The organism is Raoultibacter timonensis (assembly GCF_900240215.1).
Classification (GTDB): Bacteria; Actinomycetota; Coriobacteriia; order Coriobacteriales; family Eggerthellaceae; genus Raoultibacter; species Raoultibacter timonensis.
In genome coordinates, this window is the sequence record NZ_LT964679.1 from 1,178,094 (window position 1) to 1,192,458 (window position 14,365).

The following is a 14,365-nucleotide window of genomic DNA, read 5'->3' on the forward strand; positions in this document are numbered from 1 at the left end:
CATGACCCGTTACGGTTTGTTGATCGACCACGAGTGGTGCACCGGATGCCATTCGTGCGAAATGGCCTGCCAGATGGAGCACACGATGCCAGTTGGGCAATGCGGCATCCTCGTCAAGGAGATCGGACCCTGGCAGATAGACGAGACGACCTGGCAGTACGGGTACCTGCCCGTACCGACCCGCCAGTGCGACCTGTGCGCCGACCGCACGGCGAAGGGCAAGGCGCCGACGTGCGTGCAGCACTGCCAGGCGCGCTGCATGGAGTACGGGCCGATCGAGGAGCTTTCGAGGAAGCTCGCCGAGAAACCCGAACAAGCGCTGTTCTGCGTGGCCTGACCGAGGCCCCGATCCCGTTCGGCGTTCGGCGCATCAGACGCAATCAAAGCGGCTCGAAACGGGTCAATTACCACATTACCGCAGTTCGTACCATCTTTTCCCAAACGGGCCCGAGCAATGTTCGGGCCCGTTTTCCCGCATGCCCGCAAGGCGGTCTCCCCCGTATAGCACAATTTAGGTAACAAATTTTCAAACGTTACGTCCCAGCTTCAAAAGAGGTACGAAACGTTTTCGATCGAGCCGTTAGGGAACCACGGACGCTTTCGCGGTCGTATTATCGGGCCAAGGTTAACCGAGCAAGCAAACGCTCAGCCCACCGGAATCGCCGAAGCAGCAGGGCCTTGACGGAAGGCGGCGGACCGAACGCTTGCAGCGAAGCGCTCCGAACCGAATCTGTAAAGCGTCACGAACGAAAGGAACCACCCATGAGTCTCGAAGAGAGAAGGAACCGCGCCCTCGCGCTGTCCCAGCACAAGCACGAGCATATGCGTGCCCCCCACATCGACAAGACCGCCATCAGCCCCTACGACGATTACTGCGACGGCTACGGCATGCCCGGCGCCTACGGCAACGGCTACGTGTCGATCCTGAAGGTCTCGGCGGGCACCGTCGAGAAGACCGACGACGGGCTCATCGACCGCATCGTCACCTACGACAAGGCAGAAGCGGCCGATGCCTACATCGGGCAGATCAACATGCTCACCGCCTCGTCCTTCTGCGGCATGGCCGGCCAGGTTTGGGGCTACGACCTCGCCCGCCATGACGATATCACGTCGGGCAAGAGCCAGCCGCTGTTCTCCGTGAAGCAGTTCGATGGCTCCGAACTCAAGGTGTTCGACGCCCAACCGCTGCTCGATGCCGGCAAGGAGCTCTTCGGCACCGAGGAGAACCGCCGCTACCACCTCATCCCCGGCGCTCACACCATCTGCGCGAACAAGGGCATCACGGCATACCGCCCGAAGTCGGGCGAGCTTCAGGACGGCGAGGCGTACGGCGTGTGGTCCTTCATCGCCATATCCCTTTCCGCCGACCGCGACTTTTCGGCAGACCTGTTCATCGAGGATGCGGGCGTATGGACCGAAAACGATAACGAAGAGGACATGATCGCATTCCTCGAAGACCATCGCAAGGAGATCGTCTGGTCCGTCGTCGAGTGCGGACGCGACTCCAACGTGCTGTTCGACCGCACCTACGTCGGCTTCGCCTACCGTATGATGAAACCCGGCGAGATCGGCAACGCCATCACCGTCGGCCCCTACGTCACGCTCGCGCGCAACGCGGTTCCCGCAGACGGCTTCACATCGCTCAACGACATCAACCTGACCGAATGGCTGAAGGAAATGAACTTCCAACCCCTTACCGATATCGCGCAAGGGTAATTGAGACAGGACTGGAATCATGGCAGACAAATCATCTTCCGGTTCCAGCGGAGCACCGACCCAAGACAGCACCAAGAAAGTAGGCCTCATCGGCCTGGTCGGCATCGTCATCAGCGCCATGATCGGCGGAGGCATCTACAACCTTCCGCAGAACATGGCGCAGGATGCCTCCGCGGGAGCCATCATCATCGCCTGGCTGGTGACAGGCGTCGGAATCTGGTTCATCGCGAACACGTTCCGCATCCTTTCGGCAGCGCGCCCCGAGCTGACCAACGGCCTGTATGCGTATGCGGAGAAGGGATTCGGCAAGCTCGTCGGGTTCTTCGTCGCGTACGGGTACTGGATCTGCAACTGCTTCGCACTCGTTGCGTACTCGGTGCTCATCATGGCCACCCTGAACTACTTCATTCCCGACTTCGCCGGAGGCAACAACATACCTTCCATCATCGGCGGGTCCATCATCACGTGGATCATGTACTTCCTTGCGCTGCGCGGTGCAAAGCAGACGAGCTTCTTGAACATCATCGGCACCATCGGCAAACTGGTACCCGTGATCATCTTCATCCTGGCCGTTGCGACCATCTTCAAGTTCTCGGTCTTCATGGACAACTTCTGGGGCATGAAAGACGGCGTTGCCCTCACGCTCGATTGGGCCAACGTCATGCCGCAGGTGCAGTCGACCATGCTCGTGACGCTGTGGCTGTTCCTCGGCATCGAAGGCGCGGTCGTGGTGTCGGGCAGGGCGAAGTCGCAGACCGCCGTGCGCAAGGCGACCATGATCGGCTTCTTGGTCACGCTCGGGCTGTACGTGATCGTCTCCCTGCTGCCTTTGGGCGTCGATTCGCAGGAGGCCGTCGGCAAGATGGCCGATCCCTCGATGGCCGCCATCATGCTCCAGTCGTTCGGCAGCTGGGGCGAGATCATGGTGAACGCCGGCGTCATCATCTCGGTTTTGAGCTCGTGGCTCGTCTGGATGCTCATGCTCGGCGAGATGCCGTTCGCGGCAGCGAAAGACGGCATCTTCCCCACGGCATTCGAGAAGGAGAACAAGAAGAGCGCACCGTCGACATCGCTTCTGTGGACGACCATCGTCATCCAGGTGGTACTCGTCGCATCGTACTTCATCGGCAGCAACGCCTGGACGACCATGATCAGCATCACGAGCGTCATGGCGCTGCCGTGCTATCTGTTCTGTACGCTGTTCCTCTTCAAGATCGCCCTCAAGAAGGACAGCTACCCCACGGGCATCTTCGCGAGCCGCACGAGCGCCATCGTCACGGGCGTGATCGGATCGGTCTACGGGCTCTGGCTCATCTACGCGGCGGGCCTGAACTACCTCATGGTGGCCTGCATCGTGTACGCCGTCGGCATCCCGCTCTACATCGCGGGGGTCAAACAGCACGACGCGAAGGCGAAGCTGTTCACCAATAAAGAAAAGATCATCGTTGCGGTGGTGATCGCGCTCGGCATCGCCGGTGCCGTGTACTCGGTCTTGCAGTTCGGTCATTTTTAGAAGCCCGTATCCCACACGGCAAACCGCACCCCAGGCGCCTCGCATCCATCATGCGAGGCGCATTTTTCATCCAAGCAGCCCCGCGGCGCGCGCAGCGCGGCGCCGCTAAGACCCGCGTGAGCACCGGGGCGCACGGCGCATGCGCCAAAGGGACATGCAGCCCGTATGCGCATGCAACGGTCGGGCGCAATCAGGGCGCGAGGCGCATAAAGCTCTTCGGCGCGCACGCGAAAAACGCTATACTGGTGTGATCGTATTCGCATATCCGTACGACCACGAAAGAGAAACCGCTATGAGCATCGACAGTTACGAGGCGAGCCGCAAGCGCTCCGACGAGATTCGCGCCGACCTTCCCGAACATCCCGAGAAGTACACCATGTTGACGGGCGATCGGCCGACGGGGCGATTGCACCTCGGCCATTATTTCGGCACGATCCGCGAACGCGTGGCGCTCCAGGACCTCGGCGTGGCAACTCGCATCATCATCGCCGACTACCAGGTGATCACCGATCGCGATTCGACCGAAAACATTGCCGACAACGTACGCAACATGGTTATCGACTATCTCGCCTGCGGCATCGATCCCGAGAAGACCATCATCTTCACGCACTCGTCCGTTCCCGCCTTAAACCAGCTCATGCTTCCGTTCCTTTCGCTCGTAACCGAGGCCGAGCTTCTACGCAATCCCACGGTTAAGGCGGAAATGGAGGCCTCGGGCCACACGCTTACAGGCCTTTTGCTCACCTATCCCGTGCACCAGGCGTGCGACATCCTGTTCTGCAAGGGCAACATCGTACCCGTCGGCAAAGACCAGATGCCCCATATCGAGCAGACCCGCCAGATCGCACGACGTTTCAACGAGCGCTACGGCCATGTGTTTCCCGAACCCGACGGCCTGCTGAACAACTCGCCCGCCATCCCGGGCCTCGACGGCCGCAAGATGTCGAAGAGCTACGGCAACGCCATTTCGCTTTCCTCCACCGACGAGGAGACGGCGAAGCTCATCAAGAAATCCCAAACCGATGCGGATCGCACCATCACGTTCGACCCGGAAGCGCGCCCCGGCGTATCGGCACTGCTGACCACCGCGGCGCTGTGCACGGGCCGCACCGAAGAGGAGATCGCCGCCGAGATCGGCGATGGCGGATCGGGCACGCTGAAGAAGTACGTCACCGAAAGCGTGAACGGCTACCTCGCCCCCATCCGCGCCCGCCGGCAAAAGCTCGCTCAGGATATGGGCTATATCGAAGAAGTGCTGCACGAGGGCAATCGCCGCGCAAACGAAATCGCCGACGCTACGCTCGACGAAGTGCGAGCGACGATGGGCATGGTGTATTAGCATCCCGCCTCAGAAGCTCTGTCCGCGCATCGGGGCATCCGAGAGGAGCCCCTATGCGCGTTTTCAGCCGGATTGCCGACGGCGAAGCCCGCATAGGTCCTTCGCTTCTTGATCCGAAAACAATTCGAACCCCGAAAGGGGTTCGAACGAATCAACTATGGCTCCCCGGGTAGGATTCGAACCTACAACCCTCCGGTTAACAGCCGGATGCTCTGCCGTTGAGCTACCGAGGAATGGGCTGCGCTTCATGCGCAAGTGGAAATTATACCGCAACCCGGATGTTTGGCAATACCGAATTTCAAACCGTTCGAATACTTTTTGACATGCGGTTACCTCAAACCGCCGATCCCTTCGTCAAACGCTCGATAGCGGCAAGCTCCTCGGAAGAAAACGCCTCCTTCTTCACGATCAATGCTCCCTGTTTTTTGCACGTCATGACGAACAGGTGCTCCGTTTGATCGGTTCTCTCGACATCTTCGTAGAAAACGACAAGCTCGCCGTTTTCACCTCCCGCCTCGACCCGATCGCCGAAGAACGCCACCTCGTGCTCCACCGCACCGCCGCGGGGTCGCGCTCGTTTGAACGCGACGTATCCGAAAACGATCGGAACGATGAAACGCATCGCAAGCAGCACGGCGGCCACGCCTGCCGCTTCCATCATGATATCGTGATTGGCGATATGGAAAAACGCATCGAACGGCAAGAGGACGGCGCAAATAAACATCAGGAGCAGCGCAACGGGAAGGGCAAGCGTATTGAGCACCTTGAGATGCGTTCCGCCAAGCCACTCGCGATAGTCGCCCATCGTAAGCGTCACGTTGCTTCGAGCTACCGCATCCACAGGTGCGTCCACATCCTTTTCGCCGTATGCCGTTTCGCTGTTCATATATCCCCACCACGCTACCGCCGCCATATGGATGCCCGATGGACATCGGCAGCCTTTCATCGTTTCGTTGGAGAACGGGTGCACAACCTTCAGAATGTTTAAGGTTTTACTACGAACATTTGTTTGCTATACTGAATGATGCGATAATGGATGAAGGGAGCCTGAAAACATCATGATCGTCAGCGCGTCGCGTCGCACCGACATACCTCGATTCCATATGGACTGGCTTCTCAACCGCCTTTCGGAAGGCTACGCTCTCGTCCGAAACCCCATGAACCGCTCAAGCGTTTCCCGTGTGCCCCTTACTCCGGAAGCCATCGACTGCATTGCGTTTTGGACGAAGAATCCCGAACCCATGCTCGAGCGCCTCGACGAGCTTTCCCCGTACCCCTATTACGTGCAGTTCACGCTGAATGCATACGGGGCCGATATCGAAGGGGCGCTGCCACCGAAAGCCGATCTCATTCGGACTTTCCAAGAGCTCTCCGCCGCCGTCGGGCCCCATCGCATGGTATGGCGCTACAGCCCCATCCTCATAAGCAAGCGCTATACGATTTCCCACCATCTTCACTATTTTGAAACGTTCGCCAAGCGCCTCGAAGGCTTCACCTCGCAATGTCGCATCAGCTTCCTCGACGTGTACCCGAAGATAGAACGCCTTATGGGCAGACGGGGACTGCAATGCGTAGCACCCGAGAAGGAAACCTTTCTTGCGAAATCGCTCAGCGCCATTGCGGCGTCGTATGGAATCGAATGCGGCGGCTGCGGCTCGATGGATCTCGAAGCGGCGGGCATGAAGCGCGTAGGCTGCATCGACGCCTCGTTCGTAGAACGGGCAACCGGCCTCAACGTCGCCGAAACGGGTACGGAGAGCTCGCGCGAGGGATGCTACTGCATACCGAGCGTCGACATCGGCGCGTACGACACCTGCGCGAACGGTTGCGTGTACTGCTATGCGAACGGCGGCGGCGAACGCAACGCCCCGAGGAGGTTCGACGCGTACGACCCCTTATCCGAAATGCTGTGCGACCGTGCCGAACCGGGCGATGTCATCGCCGACAGAAAGGCAACGAGCTTGCTCGTTGCGCAGACAAGGCTCGTGCTGTAAAGGACGCAAGGGATGCCGCGCAACCCTACAGCGAAGACAGTGAATGCTGCGGATCGTGAAAAACGAAACTCCCTAACGAGGGAGTTTCATCTGAATTTAGAATGGTGGGCCCAGCAGGATTCGAACCTGCAACCAAAGGATTATGAGTCCTCTGCTCCACCGTTGAGCTATAGGCCCGCGGGTTCCGCGCATGCTTTCTCGCGCGAGTCAGTATTCTATCGCAAGTCCGTCTATACCGTAAGCCCCGAATATCAGATTCTCACTTGCGCTCGGACGACATGACCGCTAAAATACTTCGAGCACGCGGAAAGCACGGCTTTTCGAATGCGCGTTCGGTCGCTTGGCTCAGCGGGAGAGCATCGCCTTCACACGGCGGGGGTCACAGGTTCAAATCCTGTAGCGACCACCATAAACAACAGGCCATCGGCTCCCGGTGGCCTGATTTTTTTCATGACACTATTTCGGATGCCCGAGCGCTTCCGTCCGCCGATCCTCTAAAATCATCTCGGCCTCTTCGCAGAGCGCAACCGTGCTCGCATGCACATGCTCGGCAGAAAACAGCAGCACGTTGAGCGTGCCTTCGATGTACATCTCCGGATCGCTCAGCTCGGAGCAAACGGCCATGCGCGTACATTCGATCGCACGAGCCAAATCGCCGGCGGAGTTTGCCGCATTCCTTAAATTGTCGATGAATTCGATGGATACCGTAACCGAGCCACCGCAAAAAAGACCTCCCACGATACAGTCACCCTCCTAGAGCCATCGCTCCGAATCGGCGGTGAGCACCCCTTGACTGGCAAGGCTGCGTGGATACCCGTTTTCATGTCCCCTCCTCTGCGTAGGTTCACTATATGCCCATTAGAAACTATGCACAATATATAGTAGGTCAATTCATCATATACACACAATACATACTAGGCGTATGGTATCATATTGAGGCAAAGGAGGTCGTTCGATGAAAGCACAAGACGCACTGCGCGTGGCAATCTGCTCGTCTGGCAAAAGTCAGGCGGGCATCAGCAAGAGCATCGGCAAAACGCGCAACTACGTAAACGCACTGGTCACTCAGGCCGACAACACCGGCGGCACTCTCGAGTGCGGCACCGTGGCGGGCATTGCAAGCGCCTGCGATTACGCGCTCGTCCTCGTTCCCAAAGGGTCGGAACCGCCCGATTCCCTCGTCATCGACCCGCCCGAGAAATAGAGGCGGCTGCAGCCGACACCGTCTTGTTGGGCATTCGTTTCCGTACCTCATCCAGCACCAAAGGTTTCCTCCTAGAATATTCGTTGACAGAGAACATCAACGAATGGAGGATCCCATGTCCGATATCATGAACAAGATCAAAGACACCGCTAACGATGCGAAAAACGCCGTCAAGGATGCCGCCCACGACGCCGGCAACGCGGCAAAAGACGCTGCACACGATGCAAGGAATGCCGCCGAGGACGCAAAGACCGATCTTGAGAGCAGCATGGGCAAATAGGCGGTGCGGGTTCGCCGAGGTCGCGGCATCCGCCAACGAAACCGCACCCGAGCACAACCGCATAAGCGACTGCGAAGGCCGGCGAGGGACTGCAACCCCTCGCCGGCCTTTCGTACGAACCGAGCCCCTTGATCGTCGGCTTGGCTACCGAGCGAACATGAGCCGCTCGCTCTTGAACATCTTTTGGAGCACGTATATTCCGATGCCGGTGTATACCAGGTTGCTTGCCACGCATGCCACCACAGCCGCCGGCTGGAAATCGAACGTGAAGATGCCGATCATGCACTGCACGCTGTTGTACAGGGGAATGAAGTAGTACCCCAGCTCGGGCTTCGCGCCGTCGCCGAACATGCCGAGCAGTCCGATCACCATGACCACGATCATAAGCGGCGTCAGGTACAGCTGCGCCTCCTTCGTGGTCTTGGCCAGCGCCGATACCACGGTGATCAGCATGACGATGAGCAGCGTCGTCGAGAAGATGACGAGCGCAAGCAGCAGGTACTCGGGCGCGCCGTACACGTTTATATCGAGTTCGCCTTGGGTGAGGTTCGGCAAACTGGCAAAGATGCCGATAGCGCTCGAAGCGGCGATAGCCAACCCGATGAGCGCCAGTGCGAGAATCTTCCCCAATGCGATATCGCTGCGTTTGATGGGCGTCGCGAGCATGGTCGCCATCGTTCCGCGCTCCTTCTCCCCCGCAACGGCTTCGGATGCGACCGACATGCATCCGCTGAACAAAAGGATAAGCAGCAGCATCGGCACGATCGACACGATGATCGTAGCCGCGAGGTCCTTGTCTTCGGCGACATCGTAGGTTGCTTCGCCTGCATTCACGTCGAACTTATTGGAAAGCGACGATTCGTAGGCATCGAGCAGGGCCACAAACGACGCATACGCTTTGCTCGACGACGAGTCGGCCGAATTGTAGTACACCTCGACCTGCGGAGCCACCGCGCCCGAAGCGGTATCGTAGGAAGCGACCGCTTCGTCGAATCCGTTGGGGAACACGACGAAAGCCGAAACATCCCCCTTGTCGATCTGCTCGCGCATCTCTTCGGCGCTCGGAATACTTGCGCTCTCGACAAGGTCGATCCCCGATGCGTCGGCCATCTGCTCGACGCTCGCCGGAAGGCCGACGACGGCAATCGTCGATTGATCGGTCCCGTCTCCGGAGATCATGCCCGACATGGCGTTGCCCATGATCGACCACATGCCGAAGATCAGAAGGCCCGGCAGGACGATAGCGATGAGGGCCGATGCCTTGTTGCTGAAGAAGCGAGCGAGCTCCTTCTTCGCGATAGTCAGCACACTGCTTTTCACGATGCATCACCCACCGTCATGCGATACATGTCGAAGAAGGCATCTTCGAGAGAGCGGTCTCCGGTCAGCTCGTCGAGCGTTCCGTTTGCGACCATGCGCCCGCCGATGATGACGCCCGCACGGTCGCACACCTTCTCGACCAGGCTGAAGATATGGGTCGACAGCAAAATGGTCTTCCCCTCCCCCTTGAGCTCCAAGAGGAAATCGGTAACCGTTTTCGCGGTCAGCACGTCGAGCCCGTTGGTGGGTTCGTCGAAGATGATGACGCTCGGATCATGGGCGACCGACACGGCGAGCGACACCTTCTGCTTCATGCCGGTTGAGAGATCGGCCACCTTGGTCTGCGCAAACGCTTCGATGCCGAAGCGCGCGAACAGGCTCTTCTTGCGAGCGTCGCGCTTTGCCGGTTCGATATGATGCAGCTCGGAGAAGAAATCGAACAGGTAGTCGGCCGAGAACACCTCCTCGAGCTTGAGCTCGCTCGTGAGAAACCCGATGGTCATGCGCACGCCCATCGGATCGGACACGATGCTCGCGCCGTTGATCCACGCGTCGCCCGAATCGGGCTTGATAAGGGCTGCGAGCATTCTCAGCGTCGTGGTCTTGCCGGCTCCGTTCGGGCCGAGCAGTCCGTAGATCTCTCCTTTCACCACTTCGAAAGAGAGGTTCTCGACAGCGGTCTTGTACCGTTGGTCGGTTCGTTCGAGTTTGCGCTGCTTTGCGGAAAGCGGGTAGGTTTTCCGCAAACCCTGCGCGCGGATGGCTGGTTCCATGGGCCTCGTTTCCTGATTCGCCGGTCATCTGTCGACTCGTTGAGCCGTACAGCCCAGTATACCGATTCCCGAAAGGCGCCCGATCGCGGCAGCGAAAAAACTTTGACGACCGAAGCAAACCTCATGCGCGTACCGTTCCCCCGCACGGTGCCGAGTGCTGCGCTACCGAAAACGCAGCCGAACGCACGGACGAAGCACAAACCGTAACCGATACGACACGTAGTTTTTACGTCCGTTTGCTAAGCTTTTCCGAAGATCCGGCAACCGAAAGGAGCGCTTCATGCCCTACCACAAGATACTCGTCGCATACGACGGCTCGGAGCACGGAAAACAAGCCCTCGCAGCAGCCCTCGATCTCGTCGATCACGATATGGCCAACAGGATCATCGTCCTGCACGTGGTCGCAACCCATCGAGGCGTCGAGCCGATGCTCGAAGCAGGCAGCATGATGGCGGCAAGCGACACCGAAGCGTTCGAAGACAACGACGCAACCGCCGTCGCGCAGGAAATCGCCGCGATAACGAAGGACTTCAAGGACATCGTCGAGGTCATGATGCGCGTCGGAACGCCGCGAAGGGAAATCGTCCACGTAGCCGAAGCGCACGAGTGCGACCTGATCGTCATGGGATCGCGCGGCCTCGGCGCCGTCATGAGCATGCTCGGCAGCGTGAGCTCGGCCGTCCTCGCCGAATCCGAGGTTCCCGTTCTCGTCATGCGCTAACCCGAATACCCGCCGCGCCGAGCGCGCCCACCTGCAGGAAGCAAATGAGCCCCGACCTGAAAGGGGCTTGTCTTTCGACGCCGTTCGCGGCATCATCTTCCTTAACTGCAACTTCGGCCGGTACCGGCAAACCCGAAAGGAATCCATGCAGCTCGCCTACACCATCTGCCTCGCCCTATCGCTCGGCATCATCATCGGCTTCTCCTTAGGCGCGGCCAAAATCGCCAAGAAACCGACCTACAGCGAAAAGCAGGTGAAACGCACCGCTGCGTTTCAGAAAAAGGCCTCAAACGTCGCCAAATACCTGACGTTCTTCATCCTTGCCCAGGGGCTTGTTTGGTGCTGCTACTACCTTGTACTCGGAGCCATCGATCCCGAGCAGGTCGACTATGCAACCGGCATGTCGCAGCTAATCGTTTCGGTACTCACCATCGTCTCCATCGCGTTCGCGTTCTTCGAGTTCCTCAGGAGCAAATAGCCGCGCATCGGAAGCGCACGATGCGGATTCGAAAGCGGATTCTCGTTGCTGCGCAGGCAAACGCCCTACCCGATCCTCGGGCATCGACCAGTCCTCCGGTGCGGCCGTCGCCGCAAACAACGTCGCAGCGAGCTTGCTTTCAGTTCATCCAACCGTATCTTCCCCGTTTCCTTCCCGACAACGGATACGCCTTCCGAGCTGCTATGATTGATGCGAAAACGAGGTGATACACCATGAAGGACTTCAACGATTTCTTGAGAATTCTCGCCAGCGATGAAAGCAAAGCGGAAGTCGAACGCATCATTTTAGACAACGCAATGGAAGAGGAGCGCGAAGTAAACGACATCCACACGTACCTCTACACCGTCATCGATGCCGTAACCGATTACAAGCTGCGGAAATACCACGAATGGGCTTCGCAGGGCTGAACGGAGGACCCCATGATCTACAAAACCGGCGAGACGCCCGGCAAAGGCACCTACCGCTGCACCAAATGCGGTTTCCTCGTGCATCTTTACCGCGACGACGAGAAGCTGCCGGCATGCCCCGCATGCATGCACAGCGAGTACACGAAGGTCGACTGACCTCGAGTTGCAACCACTCGGCCGCGTCACCCCGCGCGGCATTTCCCGAAGGGCGCTTCCCACCACACCCAATCCCAGGAAGCGCCCTTTTTCATCGCCGGAAACCGTGCGTTCGCGTCACAAGGAAAACGTCGGCGCAACATAGTGGTATGATCGACCCATGCAGCAACTACTGACCGACATACCCCTCGAAGACTCGGTGAGCGTTACCGGGCCCGACGCCAAGGGCGCTTGGTCGTGCAGCTTCTTCGCCTTCAATACCGAAATCTTGCTTCAAACGTATCCGGGCGACCTTGCCGAATCCGTCCTACGGCGCGGCTTCGCCGCCGCCGTCGAACGTTGCAGGACGTTCGAGCGCCTGCTCTCGCGCCACCTCGCCGGAAGCGACATCGTACGCATCAACGAATCGGCGGGCGAGGCGGTTCCCATCGAACGGGATACCCATAGGGTGCTCGCTTCGAGCCTCTTCTACTGCGAAGCGAGCGGGGGCGTCTTCGACATTACGATGGGCGCGGTGTGCCGGCTCTGGAATTTCGCCGACGAAACCGTGCCCGAGCCAGACGAGCTCGAACATGCGCTCGCCCACGTCGACTGGCATGCACTGGTTATCGCCGAAGACGAAACGGGCTTTTGGGCCCAGTTGAAAGACCCGGCCGCCTCGATAGACGTCGGCGGCACGGCGAAGGGGTTCATAGCCGACGACCTGTGCGACCTCTTGCGAGAGCAAGGATTCTCCAACGCCATCATCAACCTCGGCGGAAACGTCATGACGTTCGGCTCGAAGCCCGACGGCAAGCTCTGGACTATCGGGGTGAGAAACCCCGCCGCCCCCTCGACGCTCATCGGCGCCGTTCCGATCGCTCAGGGGTCGGTGGTTACGAGCGGCCTGTACGAACGTTGCTTTACAAAGAACGGCATCCGCTACCACCACATCCTCGACCCGAAAACGGGCTACCCCGTGCAAACCGACATCGCGGGAGCCTCGATCGTTTCCGAACGCTCGCTCGACGGGGACGGCTATTCCACAACCGTCTTCGCGCTCGGCTCCGCAGATGCGCTCGATTTCGTAGAACGCACCTGCGGCATCGAAGCACTGCTCGTGCTCGACGACGGCTCGATCGTGCGATCGAGCGGGCTCGAGGGTTTCATCGAACTGTAGACTCCGCCTCTTCCCCGCTCCCCCTCAGATTCACGAAAGCGAGCAAGGCCGCACCCACCAGGCCGAGCACCATTACGGTAAGGCCCATCGCCATCCATCCGCTTTCGAGGACGAGCGGCATAAGCGCGGTGCCAAGAAACTGCCCGAGGCTCTGGACGAGGATCAAGAGCCCCATAGCCACCGGCATAACAGCTTCGTCGCCGACGGCACGGGGATAGACGGTCAAATACATCGTCGGCGATCCGAGGCCCACCAACCCCATGACGACGGCGGCGATCCACATGACCGGGCCCGTCGTCGTCAACAGCGCGCAGGCGCAGGGTCCCATCGCGAGCATGGCCACCACCGAGAGCAGACGCACCTTGCCCGTCTTATCGGCGAGCATGCCGAACACCGGAGAGCTCACGATGGCGATGAGCATGGGAAGCGTACTCGCGAACCCCGCCTGGCCGGCATCCATACCCTGGCTTTGCAGAAACGTCGGGGAGAACGACAGCATCGAAAGAAGCACCATGTTGAACATGAGAAAACTCCCGAGCACAAGCAGCACCCGCGGTTTCACAAGCAGACGGTAGTCGGGTTTTGCCTTGGGGCCCGTTTGAGCGCTCGCCCTTTCAACCGCTTCGAAGAAGGTGCCCGAGGAGGGTTTAAGCAGAAAGAACAGGACCGCGCCCGCAACGACGGCAACCGCAGCCATGAAGAACCACACGCCCCGAAAGCCGATAGCCTCGAACAGCGCAGGTGTGAGCACGCCGCCGAAGAACGATCCGAGCGAAAACCACAGAGCCCAAACGCCCATCGCGAACCCGATCTTGTCGGGCGCGACGTAGCGCTGAATGGCGAGCGGAGCCGCCACTCCGCAGAACACGAGCGCGATGCCCTCGATGGCGCGCGAAAAGACGAGCATGCTGCCGCTGGTGGCGAAAGCGCCGATGAGCGTGCCGGCGGCGATGATGGCCACTGCGGCTATCATCATGTTCTTCGGTCCGAACTTACATGCCAGGGCTCCGGTGGGCAGGGCGAGGAATATTCCTGCGAACGTGAAGATGGACATAAGCCACGAAGCCGACCCGACATCCATAGAGAATTCTTCCATGATGGCCGGCATGACGGACGGCACCTTGAACTGCCCGAGCGCGATCGCAATGCCCACAAGCACGACGACGATCGCGACCAGTACGTGGTTCTGATACTTTTTCGATTTGCTTTTCAAACCTTCTCCTCATCGCGCAGTCCGGGCCTCCGGCATGCGCCGAAGGCCCTTTTCTGCATACGTTTCCTGCA

At 59.3% G+C, this 14,365-nt stretch carries 17 protein-coding genes and 3 tRNA genes; 13 read left to right on the top strand and 7 right to left on the bottom strand.

What is annotated here, in order from left to right; translation table 11 throughout:
• Window position 1 precedes the first annotated feature (1 nt).
• The 4 genes from C1722_RS05195 (at window position 2) to trpS (ending at window position 4,568) form a co-directional block, all read left to right on the top strand.
• The gene (locus C1722_RS05195; RefSeq protein ID WP_102378300.1) at window positions 2–337 is read left to right on the top strand and encodes a 4Fe-4S dicluster domain-containing protein; all 336 of its coding nucleotides are present in this window, start codon (window positions 2–4) and stop codon (window positions 335–337) included.
• 425 nt (window positions 338–762) lie between these two features.
• Window positions 763–1,716 (top strand): histidine decarboxylase, pyruvoyl type, encoded by a 954-nt coding sequence (hdcA, locus tag C1722_RS05200; protein ID WP_102378301.1) that lies wholly within the window; start codon window positions 763–765, stop codon window positions 1,714–1,716.
• A 19-nt stretch (window positions 1,717–1,735) separates the two neighbouring features.
• A complete protein-coding gene (locus C1722_RS05205; RefSeq protein WP_102378302.1) occupies window positions 1,736–3,229 on the top strand; it encodes a basic amino acid/polyamine antiporter in 1,494 nt (497 codons plus the stop codon).
• 292 nt (window positions 3,230–3,521) lie between these two features.
• Complete coding sequence (trpS, locus tag C1722_RS05210) at window positions 3,522–4,568, top strand: tryptophan--tRNA ligase (RefSeq protein WP_102379545.1); 1,047 nt, start codon at window positions 3,522–3,524, stop codon at window positions 4,566–4,568.
• A 158-nt stretch (window positions 4,569–4,726) separates the two neighbouring features.
• Here trpS and C1722_RS05215 read toward each other — a convergent pair.
• Together C1722_RS05215 and C1722_RS05220 are read right to left on the bottom strand one after the other, a co-directional pair.
• A tRNA-Asn gene (locus tag C1722_RS05215) sits at window positions 4,727–4,801 on the bottom strand.
• A 101-nt stretch (window positions 4,802–4,902) separates the two neighbouring features.
• Complete coding sequence (locus tag C1722_RS05220; RefSeq protein WP_146040606.1) at window positions 4,903–5,454, bottom strand: YcxB family protein; 552 nt, start codon at window positions 5,452–5,454, stop codon at window positions 4,903–4,905.
• A gap of 172 nt (window positions 5,455–5,626) precedes the next feature.
• On the opposite strand from C1722_RS05220, the gene C1722_RS05225 reads away from it, so the two are divergent.
• Window positions 5,627–6,562 (top strand): DUF1848 domain-containing protein, encoded by a 936-nt coding sequence (locus C1722_RS05225; RefSeq protein WP_102378304.1) that lies wholly within the window; start codon window positions 5,627–5,629, stop codon window positions 6,560–6,562.
• Between the two features lie 102 nt (window positions 6,563–6,664).
• Here the strand turns inward: C1722_RS05225 and C1722_RS05230 are convergent.
• Window positions 6,665–6,739: transfer RNA gene (locus C1722_RS05230), tRNA-Ile, on the bottom strand.
• Between the two features lie 157 nt (window positions 6,740–6,896).
• Here C1722_RS05230 and C1722_RS05235 point away from each other — a divergent pair.
• Window positions 6,897–6,971 (top strand) — tRNA-Val (locus C1722_RS05235).
• A 47-nt stretch (window positions 6,972–7,018) separates the two neighbouring features.
• On the opposite strand, the gene C1722_RS05240 is transcribed toward C1722_RS05235, so the two are convergent.
• On the bottom strand, window positions 7,019–7,300 hold the full coding sequence (locus C1722_RS05240) for a hypothetical protein (RefSeq protein WP_102378305.1): 282 nt from the start codon (window positions 7,298–7,300) through the stop codon (window positions 7,019–7,021).
• Between the two features lie 217 nt (window positions 7,301–7,517).
• On the opposite strand from C1722_RS05240, the gene C1722_RS05245 reads away from it, so the two are divergent.
• Window positions 7,518–7,766 carry a hypothetical protein gene (locus tag C1722_RS05245; protein ID WP_102378306.1) on the top strand — a complete coding sequence of 83 codons (249 nt, stop codon included), beginning with the start codon at window positions 7,518–7,520 and terminating at the stop codon, window positions 7,764–7,766.
• Between the two features lie 115 nt (window positions 7,767–7,881).
• The gene (locus C1722_RS16875) at window positions 7,882–8,046 is read left to right on the top strand and encodes a hypothetical protein (protein WP_180995043.1); all 165 of its coding nucleotides are present in this window, start codon (window positions 7,882–7,884) and stop codon (window positions 8,044–8,046) included.
• Between the two features lie 144 nt (window positions 8,047–8,190).
• Here the strand turns inward: C1722_RS16875 and C1722_RS05250 are convergent, their stop codons facing one another.
• Together C1722_RS05250 and C1722_RS05255 are read right to left on the bottom strand one after the other, a co-directional pair.
• Window positions 8,191–9,366, bottom strand: a complete 1,176-nt coding sequence (locus tag C1722_RS05250) for an ABC transporter permease (protein WP_102378307.1) — start codon at window positions 9,364–9,366, stop codon at window positions 8,191–8,193.
• Window positions 9,363–10,139, bottom strand: coding sequence for an ABC transporter ATP-binding protein (locus tag C1722_RS05255; RefSeq protein WP_102378308.1), 777 nt, complete (start codon window positions 10,137–10,139; stop codon window positions 9,363–9,365). Before C1722_RS05255 ends, C1722_RS05250 begins: the two co-directional genes overlap by 4 nt.
• 280 nt (window positions 10,140–10,419) lie before the next feature.
• On the opposite strand from C1722_RS05255, the gene C1722_RS05260 reads away from it, so the two are divergent.
• The 5 genes from C1722_RS05260 to C1722_RS05280 all read left to right on the top strand — a co-directional run bounded on the left by C1722_RS05260 (window position 10,420) and on the right by C1722_RS05280 (window position 13,081).
• Entirely contained in the window at window positions 10,420–10,860 is a 441-nt protein-coding gene (locus C1722_RS05260) for a universal stress protein (protein WP_102378309.1), read from the top strand.
• Between the two features lie 145 nt (window positions 10,861–11,005).
• Window positions 11,006–11,338 carry a transporter gene (locus C1722_RS05265; RefSeq protein WP_146040607.1) on the top strand — a complete coding sequence of 111 codons (333 nt, stop codon included), beginning with the start codon at window positions 11,006–11,008 and terminating at the stop codon, window positions 11,336–11,338.
• A gap of 233 nt (window positions 11,339–11,571) precedes the next feature.
• Complete coding sequence (locus C1722_RS05270) at window positions 11,572–11,766, top strand: hypothetical protein (RefSeq protein WP_102378311.1); 195 nt, start codon at window positions 11,572–11,574, stop codon at window positions 11,764–11,766.
• 12 nt (window positions 11,767–11,778) lie between these two features.
• Window positions 11,779–11,922: a zinc ribbon-containing protein gene (locus tag C1722_RS05275; protein WP_102378312.1), complete on the top strand. Its 144-nt coding sequence runs from the start codon at window positions 11,779–11,781 to the stop codon at window positions 11,920–11,922.
• A 160-nt stretch (window positions 11,923–12,082) separates the two neighbouring features.
• On the top strand, window positions 12,083–13,081 hold the full coding sequence (locus tag C1722_RS05280) for an FAD:protein FMN transferase (protein ID WP_102378313.1): 999 nt from the start codon (window positions 12,083–12,085) through the stop codon (window positions 13,079–13,081).
• On the opposite strand, the gene C1722_RS05285 is transcribed toward C1722_RS05280, so the two are convergent.
• The gene (locus C1722_RS05285; RefSeq protein ID WP_102378314.1) at window positions 13,068–14,294 is read right to left on the bottom strand and encodes an MFS transporter; all 1,227 of its coding nucleotides are present in this window, start codon (window positions 14,292–14,294) and stop codon (window positions 13,068–13,070) included. The two genes, C1722_RS05280 and C1722_RS05285, sit on opposite strands and share 14 nt — an antisense overlap.
• Between the last annotated feature and the right edge of the window lie 71 nt (window positions 14,295–14,365).

Bases quoted from the DNA above. Each gene is read 5' to 3' on its own strand.
- C1722_RS05195 (WP_102378300.1), top strand. From the start codon at position 2: ATGACCCGTTACGGTTTGTTGATCGACCACGAGTGGTGCACCGGATGC.
- hdcA (WP_102378301.1), top strand. From the start codon at position 763: ATGAGTCTCGAAGAGAGAAGGAACCGCGCCCTCGCGCTGTCCCAGCAC.
- C1722_RS05205 (WP_102378302.1), top strand. From the start codon at position 1,736: ATGGCAGACAAATCATCTTCCGGTTCCAGCGGAGCACCGACCCAAGAC.
- trpS (WP_102379545.1), top strand. From the start codon at position 3,522: ATGAGCATCGACAGTTACGAGGCGAGCCGCAAGCGCTCCGACGAGATT.
- C1722_RS05220 (WP_146040606.1), bottom strand. From the start codon at position 5,454: ATGAACAGCGAAACGGCATACGGCGAAAAGGATGTGGACGCACCTGTG.
- C1722_RS05225 (WP_102378304.1), top strand. From the start codon at position 5,627: ATGATCGTCAGCGCGTCGCGTCGCACCGACATACCTCGATTCCATATG.
- C1722_RS05245 (WP_102378306.1), top strand. From the start codon at position 7,518: ATGAAAGCACAAGACGCACTGCGCGTGGCAATCTGCTCGTCTGGCAAA.
- C1722_RS16875 (WP_180995043.1), top strand. From the start codon at position 7,882: ATGTCCGATATCATGAACAAGATCAAAGACACCGCTAACGATGCGAAA.
- C1722_RS05255 (WP_102378308.1), bottom strand. From the start codon at position 10,139: ATGGAACCAGCCATCCGCGCGCAGGGTTTGCGGAAAACCTACCCGCTT.
- C1722_RS05260 (WP_102378309.1), top strand. From the start codon at position 10,420: ATGCCCTACCACAAGATACTCGTCGCATACGACGGCTCGGAGCACGGA.
- C1722_RS05265 (WP_146040607.1), top strand. From the start codon at position 11,006: ATGCAGCTCGCCTACACCATCTGCCTCGCCCTATCGCTCGGCATCATC.
- C1722_RS05270 (WP_102378311.1), top strand. From the start codon at position 11,572: ATGAAGGACTTCAACGATTTCTTGAGAATTCTCGCCAGCGATGAAAGC.
- C1722_RS05275 (WP_102378312.1), top strand. From the start codon at position 11,779: ATGATCTACAAAACCGGCGAGACGCCCGGCAAAGGCACCTACCGCTGC.
- C1722_RS05280 (WP_102378313.1), top strand. From the start codon at position 12,083: ATGCAGCAACTACTGACCGACATACCCCTCGAAGACTCGGTGAGCGTT.